This window comes from Actinoplanes xinjiangensis, from assembly GCF_003148685.1.
Lineage (GTDB): Bacteria > Actinomycetota > Actinomycetes > Mycobacteriales > Micromonosporaceae > Actinoplanes > Actinoplanes xinjiangensis.
This window is the reverse complement of sequence record NZ_QGGR01000008.1, coordinates 171,545-194,503: the sequence shown is the minus strand read 5'-3', so window position 1 is coordinate 194,503 and position 22,959 is coordinate 171,545. Positions and strand designations below refer to the sequence as shown.

The 22,959-nt window shown below is 70.3% G+C and carries 28 protein-coding genes and 1 riboswitch; of the genes, 13 read left to right on the top strand and 15 right to left on the bottom strand.

Annotated features, from left to right (window positions below):
- Positions 1-17: 17 nt before the first annotated feature.
- From BC793_RS51440 to BC793_RS19825, 3 genes are read right to left on the bottom strand one after another with little or no spacing between them, the layout of a single operon-like run.
- Complete coding sequence (locus tag BC793_RS51440) at positions 18-329, bottom strand: hypothetical protein (RefSeq protein ID WP_239170173.1); 312 nt, start codon at positions 327-329, stop codon at positions 18-20.
- Entirely contained in the window at positions 326-967 is a 642-nt protein-coding gene (locus BC793_RS19830) for a nucleotidyl transferase AbiEii/AbiGii toxin family protein (RefSeq protein WP_109594331.1), read from the bottom strand. The genes BC793_RS51440 and BC793_RS19830 overlap by 4 nt, the downstream gene beginning before the upstream one ends.
- Positions 964-1,305 (bottom strand): hypothetical protein, encoded by a 342-nt coding sequence (locus BC793_RS19825; protein WP_109594329.1) that lies wholly within the window; start codon positions 1,303-1,305, stop codon positions 964-966. Before BC793_RS19825 ends, BC793_RS19830 begins: the two co-directional genes overlap by 4 nt.
- A 129-nt stretch (positions 1,306-1,434) precedes the next feature.
- Between BC793_RS19825 and BC793_RS19820 the strand changes: the two genes are divergently transcribed.
- Positions 1,435-2,184, top strand: coding sequence for a DUF899 family protein (locus BC793_RS19820; protein ID WP_203896302.1), 750 nt, complete (start codon positions 1,435-1,437; stop codon positions 2,182-2,184).
- A 13-nt stretch (positions 2,185-2,197) separates the two neighbouring features.
- Here the strand turns inward: BC793_RS19820 and BC793_RS19815 are convergent, their stop codons facing one another.
- Entirely contained in the window at positions 2,198-2,779 is a 582-nt protein-coding gene (locus tag BC793_RS19815) for a pentapeptide repeat-containing protein (RefSeq protein WP_109594327.1), read from the bottom strand.
- Positions 2,776-3,783, bottom strand: coding sequence for an aldo/keto reductase (locus tag BC793_RS19810; protein WP_109594654.1), 1,008 nt, complete (start codon positions 3,781-3,783; stop codon positions 2,776-2,778). Before BC793_RS19810 ends, BC793_RS19815 begins: the two co-directional genes overlap by 4 nt.
- Positions 3,784-3,821: 38 nt before the next feature.
- Between BC793_RS19810 and BC793_RS49680 the strand changes: the two genes are divergently transcribed.
- Positions 3,822-3,965, top strand: a complete 144-nt coding sequence (locus BC793_RS49680) for a hypothetical protein (protein WP_158319320.1) — start codon at positions 3,822-3,824, stop codon at positions 3,963-3,965.
- Here BC793_RS49680 and BC793_RS19805 read toward each other — a convergent pair.
- The 3 genes from BC793_RS19805 to mgrA are packed head-to-tail and all read right to left on the bottom strand — an operon-like array spanning position 3,920 to position 6,392.
- A complete protein-coding gene (locus BC793_RS19805; RefSeq protein ID WP_109594325.1) occupies positions 3,920-4,708 on the bottom strand; it encodes a nucleotidyltransferase domain-containing protein in 789 nt (262 codons plus the stop codon). The genes BC793_RS49680 and BC793_RS19805 overlap by 46 nt on opposite strands.
- The gene (locus BC793_RS19800; RefSeq protein ID WP_109594324.1) at positions 4,705-5,379 is read right to left on the bottom strand and encodes a nucleotidyltransferase domain-containing protein; all 675 of its coding nucleotides are present in this window, start codon (positions 5,377-5,379) and stop codon (positions 4,705-4,707) included. Before BC793_RS19800 ends, BC793_RS19805 begins: the two co-directional genes overlap by 4 nt.
- Positions 5,380-5,396: 17 nt before the next feature.
- Positions 5,397-6,392 carry an L-glyceraldehyde 3-phosphate reductase gene (gene mgrA / locus BC793_RS19795; protein ID WP_109594322.1) on the bottom strand — a complete coding sequence of 332 codons (996 nt, stop codon included), beginning with the start codon at positions 6,390-6,392 and terminating at the stop codon, positions 5,397-5,399.
- A 48-nt stretch (positions 6,393-6,440) separates the two neighbouring features.
- A riboswitch (glycine riboswitch) is annotated at positions 6,441-6,528 on the top strand.
- 76 nt (positions 6,529-6,604) lie between these two features.
- Between mgrA and gcvP the strand changes: the two genes are divergently transcribed.
- Positions 6,605-9,412 carry an aminomethyl-transferring glycine dehydrogenase gene (gcvP, locus tag BC793_RS19790; protein WP_109594320.1) on the top strand — a complete coding sequence of 936 codons (2,808 nt, stop codon included), beginning with the start codon at positions 6,605-6,607 and terminating at the stop codon, positions 9,410-9,412.
- 114 nt (positions 9,413-9,526) lie between these two features.
- Here gcvP and BC793_RS19785 read toward each other — a convergent pair whose 3' ends face one another.
- Complete coding sequence (locus BC793_RS19785) at positions 9,527-9,727, bottom strand: DUF5999 family protein (RefSeq protein ID WP_109594318.1); 201 nt, start codon at positions 9,725-9,727, stop codon at positions 9,527-9,529.
- A 119-nt stretch (positions 9,728-9,846) separates the two neighbouring features.
- On the opposite strand from BC793_RS19785, the gene BC793_RS19780 reads away from it, so the two are divergent.
- The 4 genes from BC793_RS19780 to BC793_RS19765 all read left to right on the top strand — a co-directional run bounded on the left by BC793_RS19780 (position 9,847) and on the right by BC793_RS19765 (position 12,941).
- Complete coding sequence (locus tag BC793_RS19780; RefSeq protein ID WP_109594316.1) at positions 9,847-11,052, top strand: chorismate-binding protein; 1,206 nt, start codon at positions 9,847-9,849, stop codon at positions 11,050-11,052.
- 177 nt (positions 11,053-11,229) lie between these two features.
- Positions 11,230-11,772, top strand: a complete 543-nt coding sequence (locus tag BC793_RS19775) for a sigma-70 family RNA polymerase sigma factor (protein ID WP_239170172.1) — start codon at positions 11,230-11,232, stop codon at positions 11,770-11,772.
- A gap of 21 nt (positions 11,773-11,793) precedes the next feature.
- A complete protein-coding gene (def, locus tag BC793_RS19770; protein ID WP_109594314.1) occupies positions 11,794-12,282 on the top strand; it encodes a peptide deformylase in 489 nt (162 codons plus the stop codon).
- Entirely contained in the window at positions 12,279-12,941 is a 663-nt protein-coding gene (locus BC793_RS19765) for a class I SAM-dependent methyltransferase (protein ID WP_109594312.1), read from the top strand. Before def ends, BC793_RS19765 begins: the two co-directional genes overlap by 4 nt.
- A gap of 61 nt (positions 12,942-13,002) precedes the next feature.
- Here the strand turns inward: BC793_RS19765 and BC793_RS50650 are convergent, their stop codons facing one another.
- Together BC793_RS50650 and BC793_RS50645 are read right to left on the bottom strand one after the other, a co-directional pair.
- A complete protein-coding gene (locus tag BC793_RS50650; protein WP_203896301.1) occupies positions 13,003-13,431 on the bottom strand; it encodes an MFS transporter in 429 nt (142 codons plus the stop codon).
- Complete coding sequence (locus BC793_RS50645; RefSeq protein ID WP_203896300.1) at positions 13,371-13,736, bottom strand: hypothetical protein; 366 nt, start codon at positions 13,734-13,736, stop codon at positions 13,371-13,373. Before BC793_RS50645 ends, BC793_RS50650 begins: the two co-directional genes overlap by 61 nt.
- A 277-nt stretch (positions 13,737-14,013) precedes the next feature.
- Here BC793_RS50645 and BC793_RS19755 point away from each other — a divergent pair, with 277 nt between their 5' ends.
- Positions 14,014-14,574, top strand: a complete 561-nt coding sequence (locus BC793_RS19755) for an ArsR/SmtB family transcription factor (RefSeq protein WP_109594311.1) — start codon at positions 14,014-14,016, stop codon at positions 14,572-14,574.
- A gap of 26 nt (positions 14,575-14,600) precedes the next feature.
- On the opposite strand, the gene BC793_RS19750 is transcribed toward BC793_RS19755, so the two are convergent.
- From BC793_RS19750 to BC793_RS19740, 3 genes are all read right to left on the bottom strand, one after another.
- Positions 14,601-15,392 carry a class I SAM-dependent methyltransferase gene (locus BC793_RS19750; RefSeq protein ID WP_109594650.1) on the bottom strand — a complete coding sequence of 264 codons (792 nt, stop codon included), beginning with the start codon at positions 15,390-15,392 and terminating at the stop codon, positions 14,601-14,603.
- 383 nt (positions 15,393-15,775) lie between these two features.
- Entirely contained in the window at positions 15,776-16,381 is a 606-nt protein-coding gene (locus BC793_RS19745; protein ID WP_203896299.1) for an SMI1/KNR4 family protein, read from the bottom strand.
- Between the two features lie 10 nt (positions 16,382-16,391).
- Positions 16,392-16,904 (bottom strand): hypothetical protein, encoded by a 513-nt coding sequence (locus BC793_RS19740; protein WP_109594309.1) that lies wholly within the window; start codon positions 16,902-16,904, stop codon positions 16,392-16,394.
- A gap of 135 nt (positions 16,905-17,039) precedes the next feature.
- On the opposite strand from BC793_RS19740, the gene BC793_RS19735 reads away from it, so the two are divergent.
- The 3 genes from BC793_RS19735 (at position 17,040) to BC793_RS19725 (ending at position 19,469) form a co-directional block, all read left to right on the top strand.
- Entirely contained in the window at positions 17,040-18,476 is a 1,437-nt protein-coding gene (locus BC793_RS19735) for a nitroreductase family protein (protein ID WP_239170171.1), read from the top strand.
- A 113-nt stretch (positions 18,477-18,589) separates the two neighbouring features.
- Positions 18,590-18,994 (top strand): DUF3224 domain-containing protein, encoded by a 405-nt coding sequence (locus BC793_RS19730; protein ID WP_109594307.1) that lies wholly within the window; start codon positions 18,590-18,592, stop codon positions 18,992-18,994.
- Between the two features lie 16 nt (positions 18,995-19,010).
- Entirely contained in the window at positions 19,011-19,469 is a 459-nt protein-coding gene (locus BC793_RS19725; protein WP_109594306.1) for a hypothetical protein, read from the top strand.
- Between the two features lie 473 nt (positions 19,470-19,942).
- Here the strand turns inward: BC793_RS19725 and BC793_RS19720 are convergent, their stop codons facing one another.
- Positions 19,943-20,680, bottom strand: a complete 738-nt coding sequence (locus tag BC793_RS19720; RefSeq protein WP_109594304.1) for a TetR/AcrR family transcriptional regulator — start codon at positions 20,678-20,680, stop codon at positions 19,943-19,945.
- Here BC793_RS19720 and BC793_RS50640 point away from each other — a divergent pair.
- Both BC793_RS50640 and BC793_RS19710 read left to right on the top strand, forming a co-directional pair.
- Positions 20,663-21,889 (top strand): Vgb family protein, encoded by a 1,227-nt coding sequence (locus tag BC793_RS50640; protein WP_211340643.1) that lies wholly within the window; start codon positions 20,663-20,665, stop codon positions 21,887-21,889. The two genes, BC793_RS19720 and BC793_RS50640, sit on opposite strands and share 18 nt — an antisense overlap.
- Positions 21,886-22,932: an alpha/beta fold hydrolase gene (locus BC793_RS19710; protein WP_109594302.1), complete on the top strand. Its 1,047-nt coding sequence runs from the start codon at positions 21,886-21,888 to the stop codon at positions 22,930-22,932. The genes BC793_RS50640 and BC793_RS19710 overlap by 4 nt, the downstream gene beginning before the upstream one ends.
- Positions 22,933-22,959: the final 27 nt, after the last annotated feature.

Sequence of the window (22,959 nt, the reverse complement as noted above, 5' to 3'; positions counted from 1 at the left end):
GGCGGTGACGGATCGCTTCAGCCCGGCGGTCGCTTCAAGAGCCTGGAGGGTACGAGACCTCGCGCGGACTCCCGAGAACGGTGAATGGTGCCGTTGTGGACTTCTCCGAGCGTACGAGATGAAGGAAGTCCTCGATGGCGGTGCAGGGCGGCCTCGGTGTGTACCCGGACGAACGGTTCCGGATCGACGTCGAGCAGGCCGTCCGGGGCGAGCCAGGTGATGTGCTCGGCCGCGTCGCCGTGCCCGGTGAGGATGTGGTCGGCCAGGTCGAACAGTGTGCCCGCGGTCGTGTAGAGGCGGCCGGGGACCAGGATTCCGGTGAGCCTCACGTGCGTGGCCAGTCCTTCAAACGGTCACGGAGGTCGGCGATGGCGGCCCGGTCCAGACCGTAGAGCCCGAACCGGGCGTCGTCGAGCCGGTCCAGGTAGCGGCCGGCGTCGGCGATGTCCTCCGGGTCGAGAGCCGGGTCGGCGGCGTGTGCCAGTTGGAGGACACGGTCGAGGGGATAGCGTTCCAGGGCCGCGGCCACGTCGATGTAGTCGCGCACCTCACGCCGGTTGACCAGGGCGGCGACCTTCGTGGCGACCAGGTCGTCGAGGTGCATGACCGGGCCTACGTCCATCACCACCGGCGCGCGATGGCGGTCCAGGCGGCACAGGGTGAGACGCAGCGCCCGGTGCTCGCCGGCCACCAGGAACTCCTGGATGTCGGCGTCCATCCCGGCGAACAACTCGTCGGCGTCCTCACGGACCACCCGGTAGCCGGCCCCGGTCAGCGCCGAGGTGACCTCACCCGCGGCGGCCGCCACCCCACCGGCCGTGTCGGTGAACAGGTCGATGTCCTCGGTGGGCCGGGCGACCAGCCCGTTGACCAGCCAGGCGACCCCACCGCCGAGGACGAACCCGTGTTTGTCGGCGACGGCCAGAGCGATGCGGGCCACGTCGCGGTAGAAGTCGTCGACGCTCACCCGGCGGCGCGCAGGCGCAGCCGGGGGTGGCGGGCCTCCCAGGCGGCACGGACGCCGCGGGGCAGGTTGAGCTCCGGCCACACCCGCACGAGCGTCGCACCGTCGAGGTGGTTGCGCAGCTCGTCGATGCGGATGGCCTCGCGGAGCACGTTCTCATACATCCACAGGAGCATGGTGTGCCGGCTCAGGTCGAAGGCCCGCTCGGGGTGCCACCACAGGCGCAGCGGCAGCTCGGCGAACCCGGTGGTCGGCCCGCACAACTCGCCGAGGGTCCCCGCCACGACCACGGGCCGATGCGGCCGGGCGAGGTGTGTAACGGGGGCGGCACTCACAGACATGCCATCAGCGTAAACCGGCACACCGTACGGAAGGCAAACACCTGGGCTCCTACGACGATCTTTCACCGATGAGTTTCCGGCGGCCGGGTGGTCTATCCCGGGATGACCATCGATTCGTGGAGGACCACCATGCGAAGCACCCCACCCGTCGTCGACCGGGCGACCTGGCAGGCCGTCCGGGACGAACTCCTGATCCGGGAGAAGGCGCACACCCGGGAGGGCGACGCGATCGCCGCGGCCCGGCGCCGGCTGCCGATGGTGGAGGTCGACCCGGCGATCCCGGTCGTCGGGCCGGACGGGCCGGTTCCGTTTCTCAGCCTCTTCCAGGGGCGTGACGAACTCGTCGTCTACCAGCACATGTGGTATGACGGCGCTCCGCACCAGGGCCAGTGCGAAGGCTGCACCAACGCAGTCTGGCATCTGCGGGACGCCGTCTACCTCAACGCCCGCGGGGTGTCGTTCGCCGTCGTCACCACCGGGAGCTGGCCGGAGGTGGCCGCGTTTACCGAGTTCATGGGCTACACCCAGCCCTGGTATTCGGTGCGCGACGCCCCGCCGCCGGTCGGTGGGGAGATGGGCTACCTGTCCTGCTTCCTGCGCTCCGGGGACCGGGTGTTCCTCACCTACTCCACGACCGGCCGCGGCAACGAGGTGACGAACCCGACGTTCGCCCTGCTCGACATGACCGTGTACGGCCGGGGCGAGGCGTGGCAGGACAACCCGGACGGACGTGCGGCGGACCAGGATCCGTGCTGGTACTGGCGGATCGACGGGAACGGCGATCCCACCTGGGGGCCGACCGGCCGGCCCGCACCGCAGTGGTCCCGGCCGGGGGTGACCGCCGAGACCACCCTCGGCCGCGACGGTCACTGCCACTGACGACGGCCGCGGTTCAGGCGTCGCGGATCTGCAGGCCCAGGGACATCGCCAGTACGACGGCCTGGTCGGCGGTGATGACGGCGTTGCGCATCTCCAGGGTGCGCGGGTCGAAGGCGTGCAGGTCCGTGCCGCGCAGGTCGCAACCGGTGAAGTCGGCGCCGGTCAGCTGGGCGGCGGACAGGTCGAGGCCGCGCATCGTGCCGTTACGGCAGCGCACGCCGGTCAGGTCGGCCTCGCGCATCCGCACCCCGGTGAACGTGGCACTGCCCAGATCGGTGCGGGGCAGCACGATGAACGACCAGTCCCCGCCGTCGACCGTGGTCAGGTCGAACGAGCACCCCTCGAAGCTGCTGCCGACCGCCTTGCAGTTGGTGAACGTGGCGTCGAAGAAGTTGCAGTTGACGAACCGGCAGTTCAGGAACGCCACGTCGGCGTGCCGGGAGCGGTTGAACCGGGCGTCGCGGAAGACGCACTCGGAGAACTCGATGCCCTCCAGGTCGGTCTCGCACAGGTCGAGCGCGGAGAACTGGACCTTCTCGTGCCGCCGGACTTTGCCTGCCCCGGCGTCCCAGTCGTGGGTGGTGACGACGTTCACGGGCGGCGGCGCGGCGAGCGGGCCAGGTAGGCGTGCGGGTACGGCAGCGGCTGCTCACCGGCGGCGGTCAGCTGCTCCAGGTGTTTCTCGTCGAGGCTCCAGCCGGTCGCGCCGAGGTTGTCGGACAGCTGCTCGGTCGTGCGGGCGCCGATGATCGGGGCGGTCACCCCGGGGCGTTGCAGCAGCCAGCGCAACGCCACCTGGGCGGGGCTGCGGTCGAGCGTGGACGCGACGTCGATCAGCGCGTCGGTGACCCGCCAGACGCGCTCGTCGACGCTGTCCTGCCAGTTGCCGAGCCACGGCTGCTTGTCGCCGTCCCAGCGGCTGCCGGCCGGCGCCGACGTCATGCCGCGCCGGTATTTGCCGGTCAGCCAGCCGCCGCGCATCGGCGACCACGGGATGATGCCGACGCCCTCGTTGCGGCAGACCGGTACGAGTTCGGTCTCGATCTCCCGGTCGATGAGGTTGTAGAGCGGCTGCGCGGCCACGAACGGCTCCCACCCGCGGAACCGGGCGACGTCCACCGACTTCTGCAACTGCCACGCCGCGTAATTTGACACCCCGAGATGCCGGACCAGCCCGGTACGCACGAGCGTGTCCAGTGTCGACAGGGTCTCCTCGACGGGTGTCGTCTCGTCGAAGCAGTGCAGCTGATACAGGTCGATGTAGTCGGTGCCGAGCCGTCGCAGGCTGGCGTGCACGGCGGAGATCAGGTGTTTGCGCCCGCCGCCGTGGTCGTTGCCGGCGTCCCCGGTCGCCCAGAACCCCTTGGTCGCGATGACCAGCGAGTCGCGCCGCTGCCGGGCCAGCCAGCGGCCGATGATCTCCTCGGAGGCGCCGCCGGAATATACGTCGGCGGTGTCGATGAAGTCACCGCCCGCCTCGGCGTAGCGATCCAGGATCTCGTGGGAGGCGGACTCGTCCGCCTCATTGCCGAAGGTCATCGTCCCGAGGCACAGCTCACTCACGCGGAGTCCGCTGCCCCCGATGTAGCGGTATTCCATGTTCTCGATCCTTCCAGTGCGCCCGTACATTGGCCACCGTGACACGGACATTGCGGATGATCGGTGACGGAGCGGAGCCCGGCCCGCCGGCAGACATGTGCGGCGAGCGCAACGGCCGTCCCCGGGAGTACCTGTTCTACGAAACGCCGGAGGGGCTGCTCAGCGTCGCCGTGGACGGCTGAGCCAGGCGGGTGCGGACGACCAGGTCGTGCAGCTGCGCCACGGCGGCCGGGTCGGCGTACGCCGGGAGTCTGCTGTCGTCCCGGGCCTGTTCGAGGTCGGCGCGCAGCGCCGGGACGTCGGCGGCGAGGTGGGCGGCGGCGCGGGCCGGCAGCGGACCGTGTTCGGCTTCGCGTTTCGCGGCGATCAGCTCCGGGACGTAGGCGATCTTCTCGCCGAGGACGCCCAGGTCGCACTCCAGTTCGCCGGTGCGCATCAGGTGGATGCCGGTGAGCAGCACCCGCAGCGTGTAGAGGGCGGGCTTGAGCTGCCCGATCCGGTGGTAGAGCCGGTCCTGGGTGGCCGCGAACCCGAGGTAGTGGTGGGCGTGATGACTGGTGATCAGCCCGGGCGCGAGCGACTTCAACGCGGCATGGACGTCGGTGGTGACGACCACGAGCGGTGACATCAGCTGTTCCAGGACGTACCCGTTGCGGCTGTTCAGCAGTTTGGCGAACTTCAGCAGGTCGTGACTGACGATGTCCAGTTCGACGCCGTCGCGGACCCCGGAGTGCTCGACCGTGTCGGGGCCGGTGCGCAGGCCGACGACCTCGTGCGGCGGCAGCACGTGCGAGGCGCGCAGGTCCAGGTCCGAGTCGACGGAGGCGAAACCGTACAGGTGCGCGCCGCTCACGGTGGCGAAGAGCAGGGGATACGGCAGGGCGGTGGCGGCGTTGGCGGCCCACTCCGGCACGACGGTGGTCATCGGAGATTCCTTTCTCGTACGGCCACGAGCATCCGGTCCACCGCGGCCCGGTCCGGGGCCGGGGGCAGCGACGTCGAGGCGGCCGCCGCGGCGAGTTCCTCCTGGAGCCGGCCGGCCCACGCGGACACCTCGTCCCAGGGGCGTTCGCCGCGCTTGACCGCCAGCAGTTCCTCGCGCCGGTCCGACACGTCGACGAGCACCTCACCGGTACGCAGCACGTGCACCCCGGCCATCAGCAGCCGCACCATGTGCATGGCCTGCTTGAAGTTGACCTCCCCGGTCCGTTCCCGCCGGTTGGCGACCTTGGTGAGCTGGTCGCGGGCGTAGCTGCCGTAGGTCTCGGCGACCCGCCGGGACAGGAACGCCCGCCGGATCGCGACGAGCGCGTCGCCGTCGGTGTTCCGGGACGAGACCAGCGGCGACCAGAGCACTTCCAGGACCGTCGGGTTGGCCTGGAGTGCGAGGGTGCAGAACCGCTCGATCTCCCACGAGAACTGTTCCTCGGCCGGCCCGTCCAGGTGGGTGGGCGGTTTGTCGAGGGTCCAGAAGTCGCGGGTCGGCGCCACGAACACCCCTCGCCGGTCGTGGTCGGAGCCGGGCCCGTGGAGTCCATAGGCGCGCGACCCGACCACGACCGCGAGGGCCGTGTGCCGTTCGACGAGGTCGATCATGAGGCCGGAGGATACGGCTAGAGATCAAGGACCGTCGCGTCGATTTCGTCGAGCTCGCTGCGGTCGAGTGCGAGGTTGCCGAGGGCGGCCACGTTGTTCTCCAGCTGCCGGACGCTGGACGCGCCGATGATCAGGCTGGTCATCCGCGGGTCGCGCAGCGCCCAGGCGAGCGCCAGCTGGGCGAGGGTCTGCCCACGCCGCTTGGCGATGTCGTTGAGCGAGTGCAGCCGGCCGAGGGTCTTGGCGTCCAGGGCGCTCTCGTTGAGGAACACGCTGGTCCGGATCCGGGAGTCCTCGGGGATGCCGGTCAGGTAGCGGTCGGTGAGCAGGCCCTGCTGCAACGGGCTGAACGCGATGCAGCCGGCCCCGGCGGCCTCCAGGGTGTCCAGCAGCCGGTCGTGCTCGATCCACCGGTTGAGCATCGAGTAGGACGGCTGGTGGATCAGCAGCGGCGTGCCCAGTTCCCGCAGGATGTCGGCGGCCCGCGCGGCCTGCTCGCTCTTGTAGTTGCTGATGCCGACGTAGAGCGCCTTGCCGGAGCGGACGATCGCGTCGAGCGCGGTCATCGTCTCCTCGAGCGGGGTCTCGGGGTCGGGCCGGTGGTGGTAGAACACGTCGACGTAGTCGAGGCCGAGCCGTCGCAGCGACTGGTCCAGCGACGAGACCAGGTATTTGCGGGAGCCCCAGTCGCCGTACGGGCCGTCCCACATGGTGTAGCCGGCCTTGGTCGAGATGATCAGCTCGTCGCGGTGGGCGGCGAGGTCGGCGGCCAGGATGCGGCCGAAGTTGGTCTCGGCGCTGCCCGGCGGGGGCCCGTAGTTGTTGGCCAGGTCGAAGTGCGTCACGCCGAGGTCGAAGGCCCGGCGGACGATGTCGCGCTGGCGGTCGGCGGGACGGCCGTCACCGAAGTTGTGCCAGAGACCCAGGCTGATGGCGGGGAGCTTGAGGCCACTGCGACCGGCACGGCGGTAGATCATGTCGGCGTAGCGGTCGGCGGCAGGGAAGTACGTCACATCGCACACCCTAGGACTCCCGATCTTCCCCGGGGCCGCTGGTAGGTTGGTCGCAGCGCGGGAGAGTCCGTTGACGCGGCGCCGAAGAGGCAAATCCTCCCCGGAAACTTTCAGGCAAAAGGACCGCGCGGGTTGGCAACTCTGAAATGCCGCAATCTGGGTATGACAGAGGGGGAGGTTGCTTCTCGACCTTCTCACGCCAGGAGTCGCCCATGACGTCCCCGTTCGTTTCCCGGCACATCGGCCCGGACACCGACGAGCAGACCACGATGCTCAAGGCGATCGGGTATGGCTCGGTCGAGCAACTGATGGACGCCGCGATCCCGGAGTCGATCCGCTTCCACGGTGACCTCGAGCTGCCGGCCGGGATCTCCGAGGAGCAGACGATCGCCGAGCTGCGCGCGATCGCCGGCCGTAACGTCCTGGCCACCCCGATGATCGGGCTCGGCTACTACAACACCGTCACGCCCGCGGTGATCAGGCGGAACGTGCTGGAGAACCCGGCGTGGTACACGGCGTACACGCCGTACCAGCCGGAGATCAGCCAGGGCCGGCTCGAGGCGCTGCTCAACTTCCAGACCATGGTCACCGACCTGACCGGCCTGACCACGGCGAACGCGTCGATGCTCGACGAGGCCACCGCGGTCGCCGAGGCGATGACCCTGGCCCGGCGCTCGTCGAAGAACAAGAGCAACGTGTATGCGGTGGACGCCGACACGTTCCCGCAGACGCTGTCGGTGCTGCGTACCCGTGCCGAACCGCTGGGTATCTCGGTGGTGATCGTCGACGTGGAGAAGGACGAGCTGCCGGCGGACTACTTCGGCCTGCACCTGCAGTACCCGGGTGCGTCCGGCGCCGTGCGGGACCACGCGGCCCTGGTCGAGGCGGCCCACGCCAAGGGCGCCCTGGTCACGGTCGCGGCCGACCTGCTGGCCCTGACCCTGCTGCGGGCACCGGGCGAGATCGGCGTGGACATCGCCGCCGGCACCACGCAGCGCTTCGGCGTACCGCTGGGCTTCGGCGGCCCGCACGCCGGTTACCTGGCCGTGCGTGCCGGTCTGGAGCGGTCGCTGCCCGGCCGTCTGGTCGGCGTCTCGAAGGACGCCGACGGCGACCAGGCCTACCGGCTGGCCCTGCAGACCCGCGAGCAGCACATCCGCCGGGAGAAGGCGACCAGCAACATCTGCACCGCGCAGGTGCTGCTGGCCGTGATGGCGAGTATGTATGCGGTCTACCATGGCCCCGCCGGTCTGCGGGACATCGCGAAGCGGGTGCACGGGCACGCGCTGACCCTGGCCGGTTCGCTGACCGCCGCCGGGATCGAGCTGAGCTCCGGCGCCTTCTTCGACACGGTCACCGCGATCGTTCCCGGCCGCGCCACCGAGATCGTCGAGGCCGCGGCCGCGAGCGGGGTCGACCTGCTCCGGGTGGACGCCGACCGGGTGTCGGTCTCCACCGACGAGACCACCACCGACGCGCACGTGGCGACCGTCCTGGCTGCCTTCGGCGCGCGTCTGGCCGCGCCGGCCGAGTGCGGTGCCCGTCCGCTGGCCCGGACCGGCGAGTACCTGACCCACCCGGTGTTCAACACCCACCGCTCCGAGACGAGCATGCTGCGTTACCTGCGCAGGCTGTCGGACCGGGACTACGCGCTGGACCGGGGCATGATCCCGCTGGGCTCGTGCACGATGAAGCTGAACGCCACCACCGAGATGGAGGCGGTCACCTGGCCGGAGTTCGCCGACATCCACCCGTTCGCCCCGAAGAACCAGGTCGAGGGGTATGAGCACCTGGTCGCCCAGCTGGAGGCCTGGCTCGCCGAGATCACCGGCTACGACGCGGTCAGCGTCCAGCCGAACGCGGGTTCGCAGGGTGAGCTGGCCGGTCTGCTGGCGATCCGCGGCTACCACCGCTCCCGCGGCGACGAGCACCGCGACGTCTGCCTGATCCCGTCGTCGGCGCACGGCACGAACGCGGCGAGCGCCGTGATGGCCGGCATGCGGGTCGTCGTGGTGGCCTGTGACGCCGACGGCAACGTCGACCTCACCGACCTGGACGCCAAGATCGAGAAGCACCGCGACCAGCTCGCGGCGATCATGGTGACCTACCCGTCCACCCACGGTGTCTACGAGCAGAGCATCGCCGACCTGTGCGCGAAGGTGCACGAGGCCGGCGGCCAGGTGTATGTGGACGGCGCGAACCTGAACGCGCTGGTCGGCTACGCCCGTCCGGGGAAGTTCGGGGCGGACGTGTCGCACCTGAACCTGCACAAGACGTTCTGCATCCCGCACGGCGGCGGCGGTCCCGGGGTGGGCCCGGTCGCGGTCGGCGCGCACCTGGCCGCGTTCCTGCCGGGCGATCCGCTGGAGCAGGGCGAGCACCACGCGGTGTCGGCGGCGGCGCACGGTTCGGCGGGCATCCTGCCGATCTCGTGGGCGTACATCCGGATGATGGGCCCGGACGGTCTGGCGGCGGCGACCGCGACGGCGGTGCTGACGGCCAACTATGTGGCGGCGCGGCTGCGGGAGCACTACCCGGTGCTGTACGCGGGCGAGCACGGCCTGGTCGCGCACGAGTGCATCCTGGACCTGCGGCCGATCACGAAGGCCACCGGTGTGAGTGTGGACGACGTGGCGAAGCGGCTGATCGACTACGGCTTCCACGCGCCGACGATGTCGTTCCCGGTCGCGGGCACCCTCATGGTGGAGCCGACCGAGAGTGAGGACCTCGCCGAGCTGGACCGCTTCATCGCCGCGATGATCGCCATCAAGGGCGAGATCGACAGGGTCGCGTCGGGCGAGTGGCCGGCGGGCGACAACCCGCTCGCGAACGCGCCGCACACGGCCTCGGCGGTGACGGCGGACGAGTGGACCCACCCGTATTCACGCTCCGTGGCCGGTTTCCCGGAGGGCGTGGACCGGACGGCGAAGTACTGGCCGCCGGTACGGCGTATCGACGGTGCCTTCGGCGACCGGAATCTGGTGTGTTCCTGTCCGTCGCCGGAAGCTTTCGAGGACTGACCCGCTTCGGGCTCAGTTTCTCCTGTTGCGCAGGTCGCGGTCGTCGATGATCGCGGCCTGCGCCGCTTCCGTGGTCCTCGATTGACTACGCTGCGTCGCGTGTCGTGGGTGTGGTCAGGCTGCCAGGGCGTGCACGGCCGGGCCGCGGTGCGGCTCGATCGTGGTGCCGTCGGGGAGCAGCTCACCGGTGTCCTCGAAGACGATGACGCCGTTGCAGAGCAGGCTCCATCCCTGCTCCTGGAAGGTCGCGATGATGCGGGCGGCCTCACGGTCGGTGGCGTCGGCTGGGGGGCAGGCGATCAGGTGCTGGCACATCGGTTTACTCCGGTTGGGGGCTGTGTGAAGGTTCACAATTGCGGTGACGAACGTTACCTCACATCGAACGACACTGGTTCAACCCGGTGACGGCGTCGGCTCGCGGATCCTCGGTTCCCATGCTCCACGCCGGAGGGGCCGTCGACCACTGTCCGCTACCTCCGATCGGCCGTCCGCCGGGGGCTCCGGCGGGCTGCCATGCCCGTCACCACGCGTTAAGCGCCTTTCGATGGCATCGGGGTGATCCCGGTGACCCTGCCGAGCTTGTGGCGCGGTACCTCGCCGACAACGGACTACCGGTGCGTAACCTCGGCCGAACGGGTGACAAATACCAGACGATCGGCGATGGCGACATCTGCGGGGCATCACTCTATGTATCCGCCGATGCTGGGGCCGTGATGGCAGGCGGTGTCATCGGATCGCGCTCTCCTGTGCCCGGCATTCCTGATGTATACGCCGTTGTTTACCGACATGCCCGCGATGTCACACCGACCGGTGACATGTCCGGTGACCGGTGGAGCCTCGGGCCGTGGCGGGAGAGCTGGACCCGCGCCGACCACGCCACCGCCGTCGACGAGGTCCGGGCCGCCATCGGGCGGGGCGACGTCTACCAGGTCAACATCGTCGGGCACGCGTCCGCGGCGTACACCGGCGACCCCGGCCCGGCCCTGCGCCGTGTCGCCGCCCTCGCCGGCGCCCGCTACGGCGGTGTCCTGACCGGCGACGGATGGGCGGTCGCCACCGCGTCCCCGGAGACCCTCGTCGAGGTCCGCGACGGCCGGGTCGTCACCCGGCCGATCAAGGGCACCCGCCCGGCCACCGCCGCCGGCCGCCGGGAACTGCTCGCCTCCGCCAAGGAACGCGCCGAACACGTGATGATCGTCGATCTGGAACGCAACGACCTCGCCCGGCTCCCGGGCACCGGGCCGGTGCGGGTGGACGAGCTGTTCGCCGTACGCGAATGGTCAGGTCTGTGGCAGGCGGAGTCGGTCGTGTCCGCCGACCTGGACCCCGGCGTGGGCCTGGCCGCCCTGTTGCGGGCCGTCTGCCCCGGCGGCAGCGTCACCGGCGCCCCGAAACTGGCCGCCCTGGCGCGGATCGCCGCCCTCGAACCGGTCGGCCGGGGCGTCAGCATGGGCGCGCTGGGCTGGATCGGTCACGACCACCTGGACCTCGGCCTGAGCATCCGCACCGTCGCCGTCGACGGCAGCCGCGCCCACGTCTGGGCCGGGGGCGGCATCACCATCGACAGCGACCCGGTCGCCGAAGTGGATGAGGCCGCCGCCAAGACCGGACCGGTGCGCGCCGCACTGCGGGGCCGGTGACCTGCACAGCCTGCTCATAGCGATCTCCGAGCCGTCTCTACCCAATGCGTGCCACTGTCGGCATCCGTCCCCGTGGGCGGGGGCTGAGCGCGTACTTTGACGTCCGCGCGGCACCGAGACGGTCCACAGTGGCACACCTGCGTGCCCGGTGGCTGGCAGAGAGACGAGATCGCGGACATGCTTGAGCTTCTCGACCACCCGGTCACCCCGATGCGGGCCACCATCCGGCCCCTGCGTGCCGACTTCGCCGGTTTCGCCCACGCCACCAGCGGTCGCCTGCACCGCGCGGCGTTCCAGCTCTGCCGGGACTGGCACCTCGCCCAGGACCTGACCCAGACCACGCTGGCCAAGCTGTTCCTGAGCTGGGAGCGGGCCGTCGACAGCGACAACCTGGTGGCGTACGCCCAGAAGGTCCTGCTGCGCGTCTACCTGGACCACCGGCGCCGCCGCAGCTCCACCGAGACCGCCACCGGGGAGCTGCGCGAACCCGCCTACTCGATCAGCCCGGAGCTGCGGCTCACCCTGCTCGACGCCGTGTCGCGGCTACCCGTCCGCGACCGTGCCATCGTGATGCTGCGCTACTTCGCCGACCACAGCGTGGAACAGGTCGCCGCCGAACTGGACGTCCCGATCACCGTGGTGAAGTCGCAGACCCGCCGGTCACTGATCAAACTGCGCCACATGCTGCGGACCGAACGCCCCACCCTCTACGCCGCGTAACGACCGGTTAACCTTTGGGGCATGACAGTACGGCCCATCCGGCTCTACGGTGACCCGGTCCTGCGCACGCCCGCCGACGAGGTCACCGACTTCGGCCCGCAGCTGCGCGACCTCGTGCGTGACCTGGAGGACACCGTCCGCGAGCCCGGCCGCGCCGGAGTCGCCGCCCCGCAGATCGGTGTCAGTCTGCGGGTCTTCTCCTACAACGTCGGCGGAGTCGTCGGCCACCTGGTCAACCCGGTGCTCAGCGACCTCACCGGTGAGCAGACCGACGAGGAGGGCTGCCTGTCGCTGCCCGGCCTCGGCTACGAGACCGTGCGATACGACTCGGTCGTCGCCCGCGGCTTCGACCAGCACGGTGAACCGCTCGTCATCGAGGGCACCGGTTTCCTGGCCCGCGCCCTGCAGCACGAGACCGACCACCTCGACGGCCGGCTCTACATCGACCGCCTCACCGGCGACGTGCGCCGCCAGGCCCTGCGCGAGATGCGCCGGGTCGTCCCCCGATGACCTCGGCACCCTCGGCGGGCGACGCACGCCGCCTGGCCGCCGCCTCCCTCGCGGCCGGCGACCCCACCGGCTGGTTCGAGCAGCTGTACGCCGCCTCCCGCTCCGGCCAGGCCGAGGTCCCCTGGGACGTACCGGCACCCAGCGCCCACCTGCAGTCGCTCGACCTGCCCGCCGGAGACGGCCGCCGCGCACTGGTCGTCGGGTGCGGCCCCGGCCGTGACGCCGAGTACGTCGCCGCCCTCGGCTACCGGGTGACCGCCTTCGACATCTCGGCCACCGCCATCGACCTGGCCCGCGAACGGCACCCCGGCACCCCGGTCGATTACCGGGTCGCCGACCTGCTCGCCCCGCCCACCGACTGGCGGCGGGCCTTCGACCTGGTCCTGGAGAGCAACAACGTGCAGGCACTGCCGACCGCGATCCGGGCCGCCGCGATCCACACGGTCGGCACGTTCGTCGCACCCGGTGGCACCCTGATCGTCCTGGCCGCCGCGACCGTCCGCACCGACAGCGGCGGCGACGGCCCACCGTGGCCGCTGACCAGGGCCGAGATCGACACCTTCGCCGGCGACGGGTTGCAGCCGGTCTCGGTGGACAACGTGGGTGCCGCCGGAACCACCCTGCCCACCCGCTGGCGGGCCGTCTTCACCCGGCCGTAGCCCATCGGCACTTCGTGGGCGGTTCGCAGAGCTCCGGCTCGCGGTGCGGCGCTGTGCACCGCTACGGGTGGCTTTCGACGCGTGGTGCCTGCGCAGGTGCGGAGCGCCGCAGCCCGTACATCAACGTCGCCGTGACGCCCAGTGACATGACCGCCAGCGTGCCCATCGCAGATGTCGTGCCGAGCGCGGTGGCGAGCGTCCCGCCGATCACCGCGCCGACGGCCTGGCCCACCATCAGCCCGGTCGAGTACAGGCCGAACGCCTGCCCACGTACCTCCGGCCCGATGTTCCCGGCCAGCCTCTCCTGCAGCGGCAGCGCGGCGGCGAAGCCGGCCGACGCGACGAAGGCGAGCACGACCGCGACCGCCGGCGACGGTGCCGCCCAGAACCCCAGATACGGCAGCGCCAGCAGCAGCTGCAACGGTGTGATCATCCGATCGCGGTGCCGGGGCGCGACGAAGCGGCCCACGACCACGTCACCGACGAGCATGCCGGCCGCGCCGGCGGCGAACAGATACCCGGCCCCGACTGCCCCGCGAACGGGACGAACAGGGCCTCACAACCGACGATGATCCCGTTGGGCACCCACATCGCCAAGTACAGCGGCCGGGTCACCGGCGAGCCCAGCAGACCGCGGTTGACCTCCCGGGTCCGCTTCACCACTCCCGTGCCGGACGCCACCCCCGGCCGTTCCCGGATGCCGAACCGCAGGATCAGCACGACGGCCGCCGAGGCGCCCGCGGCGATCAGGAAGAGGCCGGCCGGGGCGAACGGGACGAGCAGCAGACCGCCCACGCCAGGTGGAGGAGCGCCTGCAGGCGAAGGCGATCGCGTAGGCGACCGGCATGACCGTCGTGGCCCGCCGCGGGCCCATCGCATCGGACAGGCTGAGGACGGTGGCCGACCCGAGCAACGTGATCGACGGCCCACCGAACATCGACAGGGCGGTGAGGACGGGCGAGCCGGTGGCGGCGTAGGTCGTGGTCCCGAGCGCGAAACCGCCGATCGAGACGGCCGCCATCGTCACACAGCGGACCAGGAACAGCACCCGGAACTGCGCTGGGTCTGGACCGTGACCGTCGCCGCCGACTGGCCGCGCCGCCAGCGGGTGCTCCAGGCCGACATCGTCTCCCGCACGGCCATGCTGGCCGCGCACGGCTGGTCCGGCGTGATCCCCACCCTGGGCGCGAGGCAACAGTGGCTCGGCGACGGCCGCCTCCAGATCAACCACTACGACCTGCCTGAACACGACGTCTCGGCGGCCCGGACCCTGCTGTTCGTCCCCGCACACAGCAACGGCTCCTGGGTGGCCTGGAACCAGCCCACCCGCTACGCCGTCATCTACCCGGTGACCGGCGCGCTCGCCCCCACCGGCACCGCGGCCACCCAGGGGCTGGCTCGCCTGATCGGCGCCAACCGCGCCCGCCTGCTCCAGGCACTCGACGATCCCCGCTCGACCACCCAGCTCACCGCCGTCTCCGGCCTGCCCCTCGGTTCCGTCGGCAACCACCTCAAGGTGATGCTCGACGCCGGCCTGGTGCTACGCCGCCGGGCCGGCCGGGAGGTCCTCTACTGGCGTACCGCGCTGGGCGACCAACTGGCCGCGACCACCCGGCCCACATCAGGTGCCTGATCCCGCCCGGCCGGGCCGCGGGGCCGCTAGGGAAGGTCCGCGATCACGATCATCCGATCGTGGTGGATGTTCAGTGGCTCACCGTCTTCACCGTACGCCGCCACGGTCGTGAACCCCGCGGCCGTGCACCAGTCGCGCAGTTCGGGAAAGCCGAACAATCGCTTGAGGAAGGTCAGTCTGCGGGTCCGACCGTCGCGGAACACCGTGCGTTCTACCTCGAACCGCCCGGTCAGCGGGTCGAAGTGGTGGCGGTCGACGAGCATGTCACCGTCGTCCCGGGTCGCCGTGATCCGCGACGGAGTGTACGACGCCAGGAACCTCGGCAGATTGTCCAGATCCATCGCCATCCGCCCGCCGGGCCGCAGCACTCGCGCCATCTCGGCCAGCACCCGGCGGTTGGTCGGGTCGTCGAAGTATCCGAAGGCCGTCGTCCAGTTGACCAGACGGTCGAACCGGCCGGTCCAGGCCGGAAGCCGTCGCATGTCACCCGGGACGTACTCGACGGCCACGTCCATCGCCGCGGCGTCAGCGCGGGCCCGATCGAGGAACACCGCCGACGAGTCGAGGCCGGTGACCTCGCAGCCGCGGACCGCCAGGGCGTTGGCCAGCGCACCGTGGCCACAGGCCAGATCGAGCACACTCATGCCGGGTTGCAGATCCAGCAGCCGCCATACGATGTCCGTGGTGACGGACGTGGTGGCGTAGGCCGTGCCCACCACAGGCCCGTGCGTCGGTGCACCGGCGCTCTCCGGGGAGGCGAAGAAATACAGGTAGTCATCGTCGTACATCGCCGCCGCGTCGAACAGATCCGCCGTCACGATCCCCACCGTATTGACGGGCGGGGCGCGCAACAACCGCTGCGGCGGCCTTCACCGATGTGCCTGTGTGCGCGAGCGGATGGCCCCTCAGTCGGGATCCTCCCACCCCACACCGCCGTCGACGACCTCGAAGGTGCGGTTCAGCCACGGGGTGCGGTGATGAAAAGATAGGCGCCAGCTCGAAGCCTCCGAGATCCTCCGATGTGCCGTTGTGCCATCGCAAATTCCAGAGCCGATCCGGGCGCTCTGATCCGCCACAAATGTCGACTCAAGGAATCGACCCTCGATCGGCTCGTGGTCATGGTGTGAGCGAGAGGCGTTCGCCGCTGACGGGTCCGGCCGTCCCGACGCCCATGTGGTCGCCGGCGCTGCCCCGGCTGGACTTATTCGGGGAAGGAGGCTGAGGAAGTCAAACGCTCGACGAAGGTGCGGAAGTCCGGTGCGAGTGGCAATTCGTGGTCCATCTCGTTGTCGAGCCAGACGACAGATGGCTCTCCGGTTGGCCCGCATTTCCGGTAGTCGAGGGCGACCCAGTAGTGGCCCTGGCCGCTCAGCAGCACCACTGGTGACGGGAGTTCCCATTCCTGCACCAGATATGGGGAATCCAGCATCGTCGTCATTCGAGCATGATCTGCCGGGCCGATCCCATGAAGGTGATCAAAAGGAACATGATCTTCCGCGTAGAAGTTCGCATCGGCCGGGCACGCGTCCCACGTCTCGGCGATGACGCCGCCGTTCTGAGTCCGGAGCAGATGGATCAGGTCGGCCGGTAGGTCGACACCGAGCTGCTTCTGTGCGTGGACGACCTGCTCATCCGTCAAAGGCGGTAGACGGAGGCGGTCGATCTCCGGGTGCCAGAGACTGGTCGCCACCTGCTCGAACGACGTCATGCCGATCATGGTGTCATGGCCGGCATCGCGACCCGTTCCGGCATCGGGCGTCCCGTCGGAATCGCGAATGTGAGCAGGGCATGCGCCGACGACGTTCACGTTGCCTGAATCAACCGATGTTGAGCAGGAGCACCTCGTCATCGGAGAGCCTTGCGATGGTGTCACGTAGCAACAGCAGCGTGTCCTCCAGCGCGTATCCGGCCTCTTCCTCGTCGAGCCTCAACCCGGCAAGGCCGACGAACGACTCGCCGGGATCGTGAGCCGCCGGGTCGAGGCGGTCGAGGAACGCCTTGGCGTCGCTGGTGATCAGCACGGTGTAGTCGAAGTCGGCGTTGATGGCCTCGGACTCATCCCGCAAGCCGGCGGCCTCCAGCCGGATGCCCAGCGCGTCCAGGCTGTTGAGGACTTCGAGCATCACATTGCCGGACCAGTGGTACTCCTGGTCTTGCTCCGCACCGAATTGGCGGACAGCTTCCCCGGTGCGCGCCGAGCCGGCGGCACCGACGATCGCGGGCAGGTCGCTGACCTTGATGACATGAAGGGATGCGATGGAAGACATCGGGCGGAGCTTATCGCCCGGTGAGCCGCCGAGGCCGAGAATGTACGGAGGCCATCCGATCATGCCGTGCGGGAACGTGCGGATCGGTGCGTATTCAGTACAGCAGGAGGACTGTCCGGCAACATCGTCGCGCGACGGCGCTCGCTGTACCGCGTTTATCTGTGACGCATGACCGGTGACGCACCTACAGTCGGGTCGGTGGAGACCGTGACTCAGATCCTGCACAGGCTTTCTTCCTACGAGCCGGGACGGGAGTGGGATGACGTCATCGCCGACCCGCGGCTCGTCCTCGATCTGAAGCCCAACGACTTCGACCGCTTCCCGTTGTTCTTCAAGCGATACACCGGGAAACCGCCGCGCTTCGAGCTGCCCCGTGACCTGCCGTCCACCGGGGCGTCGGCCATCGAGGTGCTGGCCGGGACCGCGAAAGTCGACGCCGGTGAACTCGACCTGCCGCACCTCGCCCGGCTGCTGCACCTGTCCGCCGGAGTCGTGCGTACCTCCACACGCAGCAACGGGATCACCCACCTGTTCCGCGCGGCCGGATCGGCGGGCGCCCGTTTCCCGCTCGAGCTCTACGTGGTCATCCCGGAAGGACATCGAGGACTTCCGGCAGGCGTGCACTGGTACGACCCGGACGGTCACGCCCTGGTACAGGTCGCGCCCGCGCCAGGCAGCGGCGGCGCGGCGATCGTGGTCACCGGCGTCCCGTGGCGGACCGGCTGGCGGTATCGCGAGCGCGGCTACCGGCACGTCTACTGGGACGCGGGCACCATGCTGGCGCAGACCCTCGCCGTGGCCCGGTCCGCGGGGATCCCGGCACGGCTCTACACCACGTTCCCCGACCGGGTGGTCACCGAGTTGGTCGGCGCGGACGGCGTACACGAATGGCCTGTCGCTGTTGTCGGTCTTGGCTCGCAGCCGCCCGCGCTGACACCGGCCGGACCCGCGATCACCGGTGAGGTCGACGCTGATCCGGTGGAGTTTCCGCTGGTGACGGCGGCACAGCGGGCCGGTGACGGGACCGTGCTGGGTGCGCCGTGGGCCGAGGGCGAGCCGGTCGACGTGCCGGAAACCGGGTCGGAGCCGGTCGAGGTGGTCGTCCTCACCCGCGGCTCGCAACGGCGGATGGACCCGACCCGCGGGCTACCGCAGAACGTGCTCACCACCGGCCTGCGGGTAGCCGTACGCGGAATCGATCTGCCGCAGTTCGTGGCGGTGCACGCCGTCGACGGGGTCGCGCCGGGCGTGTACCGGTGGCCGGATCTCGATACGGCGATTCATGCGGGCAGTCAGCGCGAGGACCTCTACCGGGTGAGCCTGGAGCAGGGGCTGAGCCGGGACGCGGCCTTCGTGGTGATCACCGCGGCTGAGGTGGCGAACCTGGATGACCGCGAATACCGGGCCGCGCAGTTGGCCGCCGGGCTGGTCGAGGGGCGTCTGCACCTCATGGCGTACGCGATGGGCGCGAGCGCGACCGGAATGACGTTTCTCGACAGTGAGATCCCGGCACTCCTCGGCGCACCGCTGGACGCGATGATCTTCACGTGCGTGGGGGTACCGGATTACCGCGCGACGCCGGGCGGACTGCCGGGGGCGCCGGCCGACGTGCGCGCGATGCAACACCGGGAGTGAGGGTACGCCCTCCCGCGGAACGGTCCGTCGGCTCAGTCGCGCCGCAACGCCGCAGTTCGGCGATCCGGGCGTGCGGACGCCGACTGTGGGCCGGGCGCCGTACTGTCCCAGACATGCGAGCAACCGGAAGGTTCGATGTCGTCGACTTCACTCCCGCTCCCGTGCCGGCCTCCGAGATCAAGACCGGCCTGCCCGTCGGGTTCGCCACCATGCGCAAGACCTTCACGGGCGAGATCGAGGGCCGGTCCGAAACCCTCTTCACGGCTGCCTTCGACCCCGCGAGCAACACGGGTACGTACGTCGCGATGGAATCCTTCGAAGGCGGCATCGCCGGTCACGTGGGAACCTTCAACTTCGTGCACTCCGCCACCACCGCGGGCGGGGGCCGGGAGGCTGAGTTTCTGGTGATCGTCCCCGGAAGCGGCACGGGGGGACTGACCGGCATCCGCGGCACAGGAGGCTTGACGGTCGACGAGGACGGCACCCACCGCATCTGGTTCGACTACGAGCTGGCCTGACGCGGGAGGGGGTGGGGTGTTCCGGCTGGAACGTGGGGTGACAGGATTCCGCTCCGGCAAGGGGCCGGAACTGCCGGAGGTGCCGGTCCGTACGTTCCGGGGCGGTTGCTACGAGGCCGCCCGGGCTGCCGGTGGTGCCGTCGAGCACATCGTCGAGAGTGCTTACCCGCGCAGCTACCACTCTGCCGTCATCGTCGCTTCGAATGGCCGGCTCACGGTTCTCTGCAATGCCATGTACCCGTGGATCGCCTTCGCGGGAGAGGGTACCGGGCACCTTGAGCCGAAAGCCTTCGTCGACCCGCCTGCCTGGAGTGCCGCCTTCGCCGACCTCGGCTTCGCCGTGATGAGTCGTCAGGTGCTCGAATCGCCGCTCGCCGCTGTGGACACCATTGCGCTGGCGAAGGCGGAGTGGCTGCAGATTGATTCGTGGCAACCGGCAACCGTAGGCGAAACGGTATTCAACTCCTGGGACTGAGTTCCGTCACGCCGGCCATGCTAGTGGGGACGCTCGCGGACAGAGGCCGATGAGCAATCCCCGTGCCTCGGATGGCTCCGGAGGGTGGCCTTTCGGCGGTCACTCGATCATGTACCTATGGGTTACGGCTGCTTCCCGCGCCGGGAGACAGCCCTGACCCACAGGCGGCCTCGGGAATCGGTCGAAGATGATCGCCGAGCTATGCAAAAGTGCTCCAACGGGCTGGCCTTGCCTCTGCGGGGGAGAAGGCGTTGCCGGATCGACTTCCTCTGCTGTCCTGACCGTGCGCCGCTGAATTGCGCTGTGCGGCCTCGTGGATCATCGAGCCCCTGTCGTGGTCGGGTAACCCGGCCTCCGCTGGTGGCATGGACCCGCAACCCTCGTTCGATGTTGCCAGCGCGTAATGGCGGGACTCATCGAAGACTGCCGGGGTCGTGCGGCGGGCTTCGTCGCCGGCGGTGGTGCGAGGGTAGTCAGGTGACGGCGGCGGCGCCGACTCGGGCGTATCGCTCGGCGAGGTCGTCGGTGGCTGGGGAGCGCATCAGCGCCAGTTCGTAGAAGATCGGCGCGCAGGACGCGATCAGGACTGTCCGGGCGTCCGCCCCGGGGGCGGCGCGCTCCACGACGACGGCCGCGGTGGTGAACCGGTCGCTCCAGAATCCCCGCAGCGCATCGGCGGCGGCCGGTGAGCGGAACGACGCGGTGATCAGTGCGCGGGTGATCGACGGCTCCTCGGTCAGGGCGGCGACGATCTGGCGGTTGATCTCGGTCAGGTCGCCGAGCAGCGAACCGGTGTCCGGCGGTTGCCACGGCTGTTCCCGGGCGGCGTCGAAGGAGGCGGCGAGCAGGGCGCCGGTGTCGCGCCAGCGCCGGTAGACGGTGGTCCGGTGCACTCCCGAACGTGCGGCCACGGCGTCCACGGTCAACGCGTCGAAGCCGCCCTCCAACAGCAGAGACGCGACGGCGTCGAGCACCCGCTCCCGGGTCCGCGCGGTACGGCCGCCGGGACGGGCGGCTGCGGGACGGGCGGCTGCGGGGCGGGTGGCTGCCGCGCCGGTGGTTTCCCGGACGGCTGTTTCCGGGACGGCTGTTTCCGGGCTGTTGGTTGCCGGGGCGGTGGCTTGCTGGCTGGTGGCTCCTTGGATGGCTGTTGCCGGGCTGGCGGCTTCCGGACCGGTGGCTCCGGTGGGCGCTTGCGGAATCGGCTCCATGTGGTTAATGCTACACATGTTGCGTTAGCCGGGGAATGGAGGTCCGTGATGACTGAGGTGACACTCCCGCAGGGATGGGCGCCCTACGCGGTGGCCGGTGATCCCGACGGCACTCTGTGGACGACGATCCTGGATCCACCGGGGCTGGCCCGGATCACACCCGACGGCGTCGTTCGGCATGGGCCCTTCGATGGGCGGCCGATGCTGGTGGCAGTGGCCGCCGACGGCGCGGTCTGGTGCACCCGCGGTGACGACCGTCTGGTTCGGCGCGACGCCGACGGCACCTATACCGTGATCGAAACACCGGCTGGCTCGGCGCCCTACGGCATCGCGGCCGCCGGCAATGGTGGGGTCTGGTTCACGGCGCCGGGGCAGAACCGGATCGGCCGGGCCACGGCGGCCGGCGACCTCAGCATGATCGACCTGCCGATTCCCGACGCGCGGGCGGCGATGATCACCGCGGCTCCCGACGGCAGCGCCTGGGCCGCGCTCAACGGTGCCGGGGCGCTCGCCCGGGTTTTCGGCGATGCGGTGGAGATCGTCGAGCTGCCCGGTGGGCGGGCGCCGGCCGCACCGGTCGGGGTCAGCGCCGGGAATGCCGGGGTCTGGTATGCCGACATCGCCGGCGGATGTGTCGGCCTAGTCGAGCCGTCGGGTGCGGTAAGGCAGGTCGTCTTCGACGATCCCGCCTGTCGGCCGCACGCCGTGGCGGCTGACCCCGATGGCGGCTGCTGGGTCACGTTGTGGGGCTCCGGGGAACTGGCCCGGGTCACCGCCGACGGCGACGTCCGGCTGCACAGGCTGCCCGGCGAGGAGCCGCATGGCCTGTGGGTCGCCAACCATGCCGCCACGGCCGAGCCAGTGGGTTCTCGCGCCGGTGATGCCACGGCGGGGTTGGTGGGTTCTCGCGCCGGTGATGCCGCGGCGGGGCTGGTGGGTTCTCGCGCCGGTGAAGGCACGGCCGGGCCGGTGGGTTCTCGCGTCGGTGATGCCGCGGCGGGGTTGGTGGGTTCTCGCGTCGATGAAGGCACGGCCGGGCCGGTGGGTTCTCGCGCCGGTGACGCCACGGCCGGGCCGGTGGGCTCTCGCGCCGGTGACGCCAAGGTCGAGCCGGTGAGCTTCCGCCCCGGTAGCGCCGCCGGCGACGTGGTGTGGGTGGCAATGGAGAGCGGTTCCCTGGTGGCGGTCGACCGAAGGGCGGCCGCATGACGAGGGAGATTTTCTTCGAGGTGGACGGCGGCACACTGGCCGCCCTCGACCACGGCGGCAGCGGACCTCCGGTGCTGCTCGTCCACGGCAGCGGTCACAACGCCGCCGCCTGGTCGGCGGTCGTGACATGGCTGCTCCCCGGCCACCGGGTGATCGCCGTCGATCTGCGCGGGCACGGTCACAGCACGGCCGAATCGGCGACCGCCGAGCAGTACTGGCGGGACCTGGCCACCGTCGTCGCCGCGACCGGCTGGGAGCGCCCGCTCCTGGTCGGCCATTCGACCGGCGGCTACGCGGTCACCGCGGTCACCGCGGCGGGTCTGGTAAAGCCGCGCGGCATCTGCGTCGTCGACGGTCTCGTTCTCGACGACCGGGAAACCGTGCACCGCACACTGTCCGGGTTCCGCACCCCGGAGGCGGCGGACAACCTGCGGCGTACCTTCGGCTACGGCCGCCGATTCGACGCCACCGAACGTGACGCCTGGATCGAAAGCCAGATCATCGCCGCCGGCACGGGCCGGATCGGCGGCGGCGCCGGCGTGGATCGGTTCGAGGGTGAGACCGGCACGGATCGGTTCGCCGGCGGCGCCGGCGGGGATCGGTTCGAGGGTGAGACCGGCACGGATGGGCTCGACGGTGAAACCGGCACCGGCACCGGCACTGAGCGGCTGACGGGTGGCGCTGCTGCCGGCCGGCTCAACGCGGGCGCCGACCCGGAACTGGTGCGGGCGGTCTGCGAACGCAGCCTCGTCGGCGACGGCGTGTTCCTGCGCCGCCCGACCACCGAGGAGATCGCCGCCACGACCACACCCCCGATGGACGCGCCCGTCCATCCCAGCGTCGACGTCTACCGGCGGATCACCTGCCCGATGACGATCATGCTGCCCACCCGCGGTTTCTATGCCGACCGGCGCCCGGAGGTCACCGCCGTGGTGGAGTCCGCCCCCCACCGGCGCCTGGTAGACATCGACGCCGGGCACAACGTGGTGATGACACACCCGCGGGAGGTCGCGGCCGTCATCACCACCATGACCTCCGCATAGACGAGACCGGCGCCCCCGGAGAGGGGG

Coding starts and splice junctions, on each gene's coding strand:
- BC793_RS19825 (WP_109594329.1), bottom strand. CDS start 1,305: ATGTCTGTGAGTGCCGCCCCCGTTACACACCTCGCCCGGCCGCATCGG.
- BC793_RS19820 (WP_203896302.1), top strand. CDS start 1,435: ATGCGAAGCACCCCACCCGTCGTCGACCGGGCGACCTGGCAGGCCGTC.
- BC793_RS19810 (WP_109594654.1), bottom strand. CDS start 3,783: ATGGAATACCGCTACATCGGGGGCAGCGGACTCCGCGTGAGTGAGCTG.
- BC793_RS19805 (WP_109594325.1), bottom strand. CDS start 4,708: ATGACCACCGTCGTGCCGGAGTGGGCCGCCAACGCCGCCACCGCCCTG.
- BC793_RS19800 (WP_109594324.1), bottom strand. CDS start 5,379: ATGATCGACCTCGTCGAACGGCACACGGCCCTCGCGGTCGTGGTCGGG.
- gcvP (WP_109594320.1), top strand. CDS start 6,605: ATGACGTCCCCGTTCGTTTCCCGGCACATCGGCCCGGACACCGACGAG.
- BC793_RS19785 (WP_109594318.1), bottom strand. CDS start 9,727: ATGTGCCAGCACCTGATCGCCTGCCCCCCAGCCGACGCCACCGACCGT.
- BC793_RS19780 (WP_109594316.1), top strand. CDS start 9,847: ATGCTCCACGCCGGAGGGGCCGTCGACCACTGTCCGCTACCTCCGATC.
- BC793_RS19775 (WP_239170172.1), top strand. CDS start 11,230: ATGCTTGAGCTTCTCGACCACCCGGTCACCCCGATGCGGGCCACCATC.
- def (WP_109594314.1), top strand. CDS start 11,794: ATGACAGTACGGCCCATCCGGCTCTACGGTGACCCGGTCCTGCGCACG.
- BC793_RS19765 (WP_109594312.1), top strand. CDS start 12,279: ATGACCTCGGCACCCTCGGCGGGCGACGCACGCCGCCTGGCCGCCGCC.
- BC793_RS50650 (WP_203896301.1), bottom strand. CDS start 13,431: ATGCTCGTCGGTGACGTGGTCGTGGGCCGCTTCGTCGCGCCCCGGCAC.
- BC793_RS19740 (WP_109594309.1), bottom strand. CDS start 16,904: ATGATCGGATGGCCTCCGTACATTCTCGGCCTCGGCGGCTCACCGGGC.
- BC793_RS19730 (WP_109594307.1), top strand. CDS start 18,590: ATGCGAGCAACCGGAAGGTTCGATGTCGTCGACTTCACTCCCGCTCCC.
- BC793_RS19720 (WP_109594304.1), bottom strand. CDS start 20,680: ATGGAGCCGATTCCGCAAGCGCCCACCGGAGCCACCGGTCCGGAAGCC.
- BC793_RS19710 (WP_109594302.1), top strand. CDS start 21,886: ATGACGAGGGAGATTTTCTTCGAGGTGGACGGCGGCACACTGGCCGCC.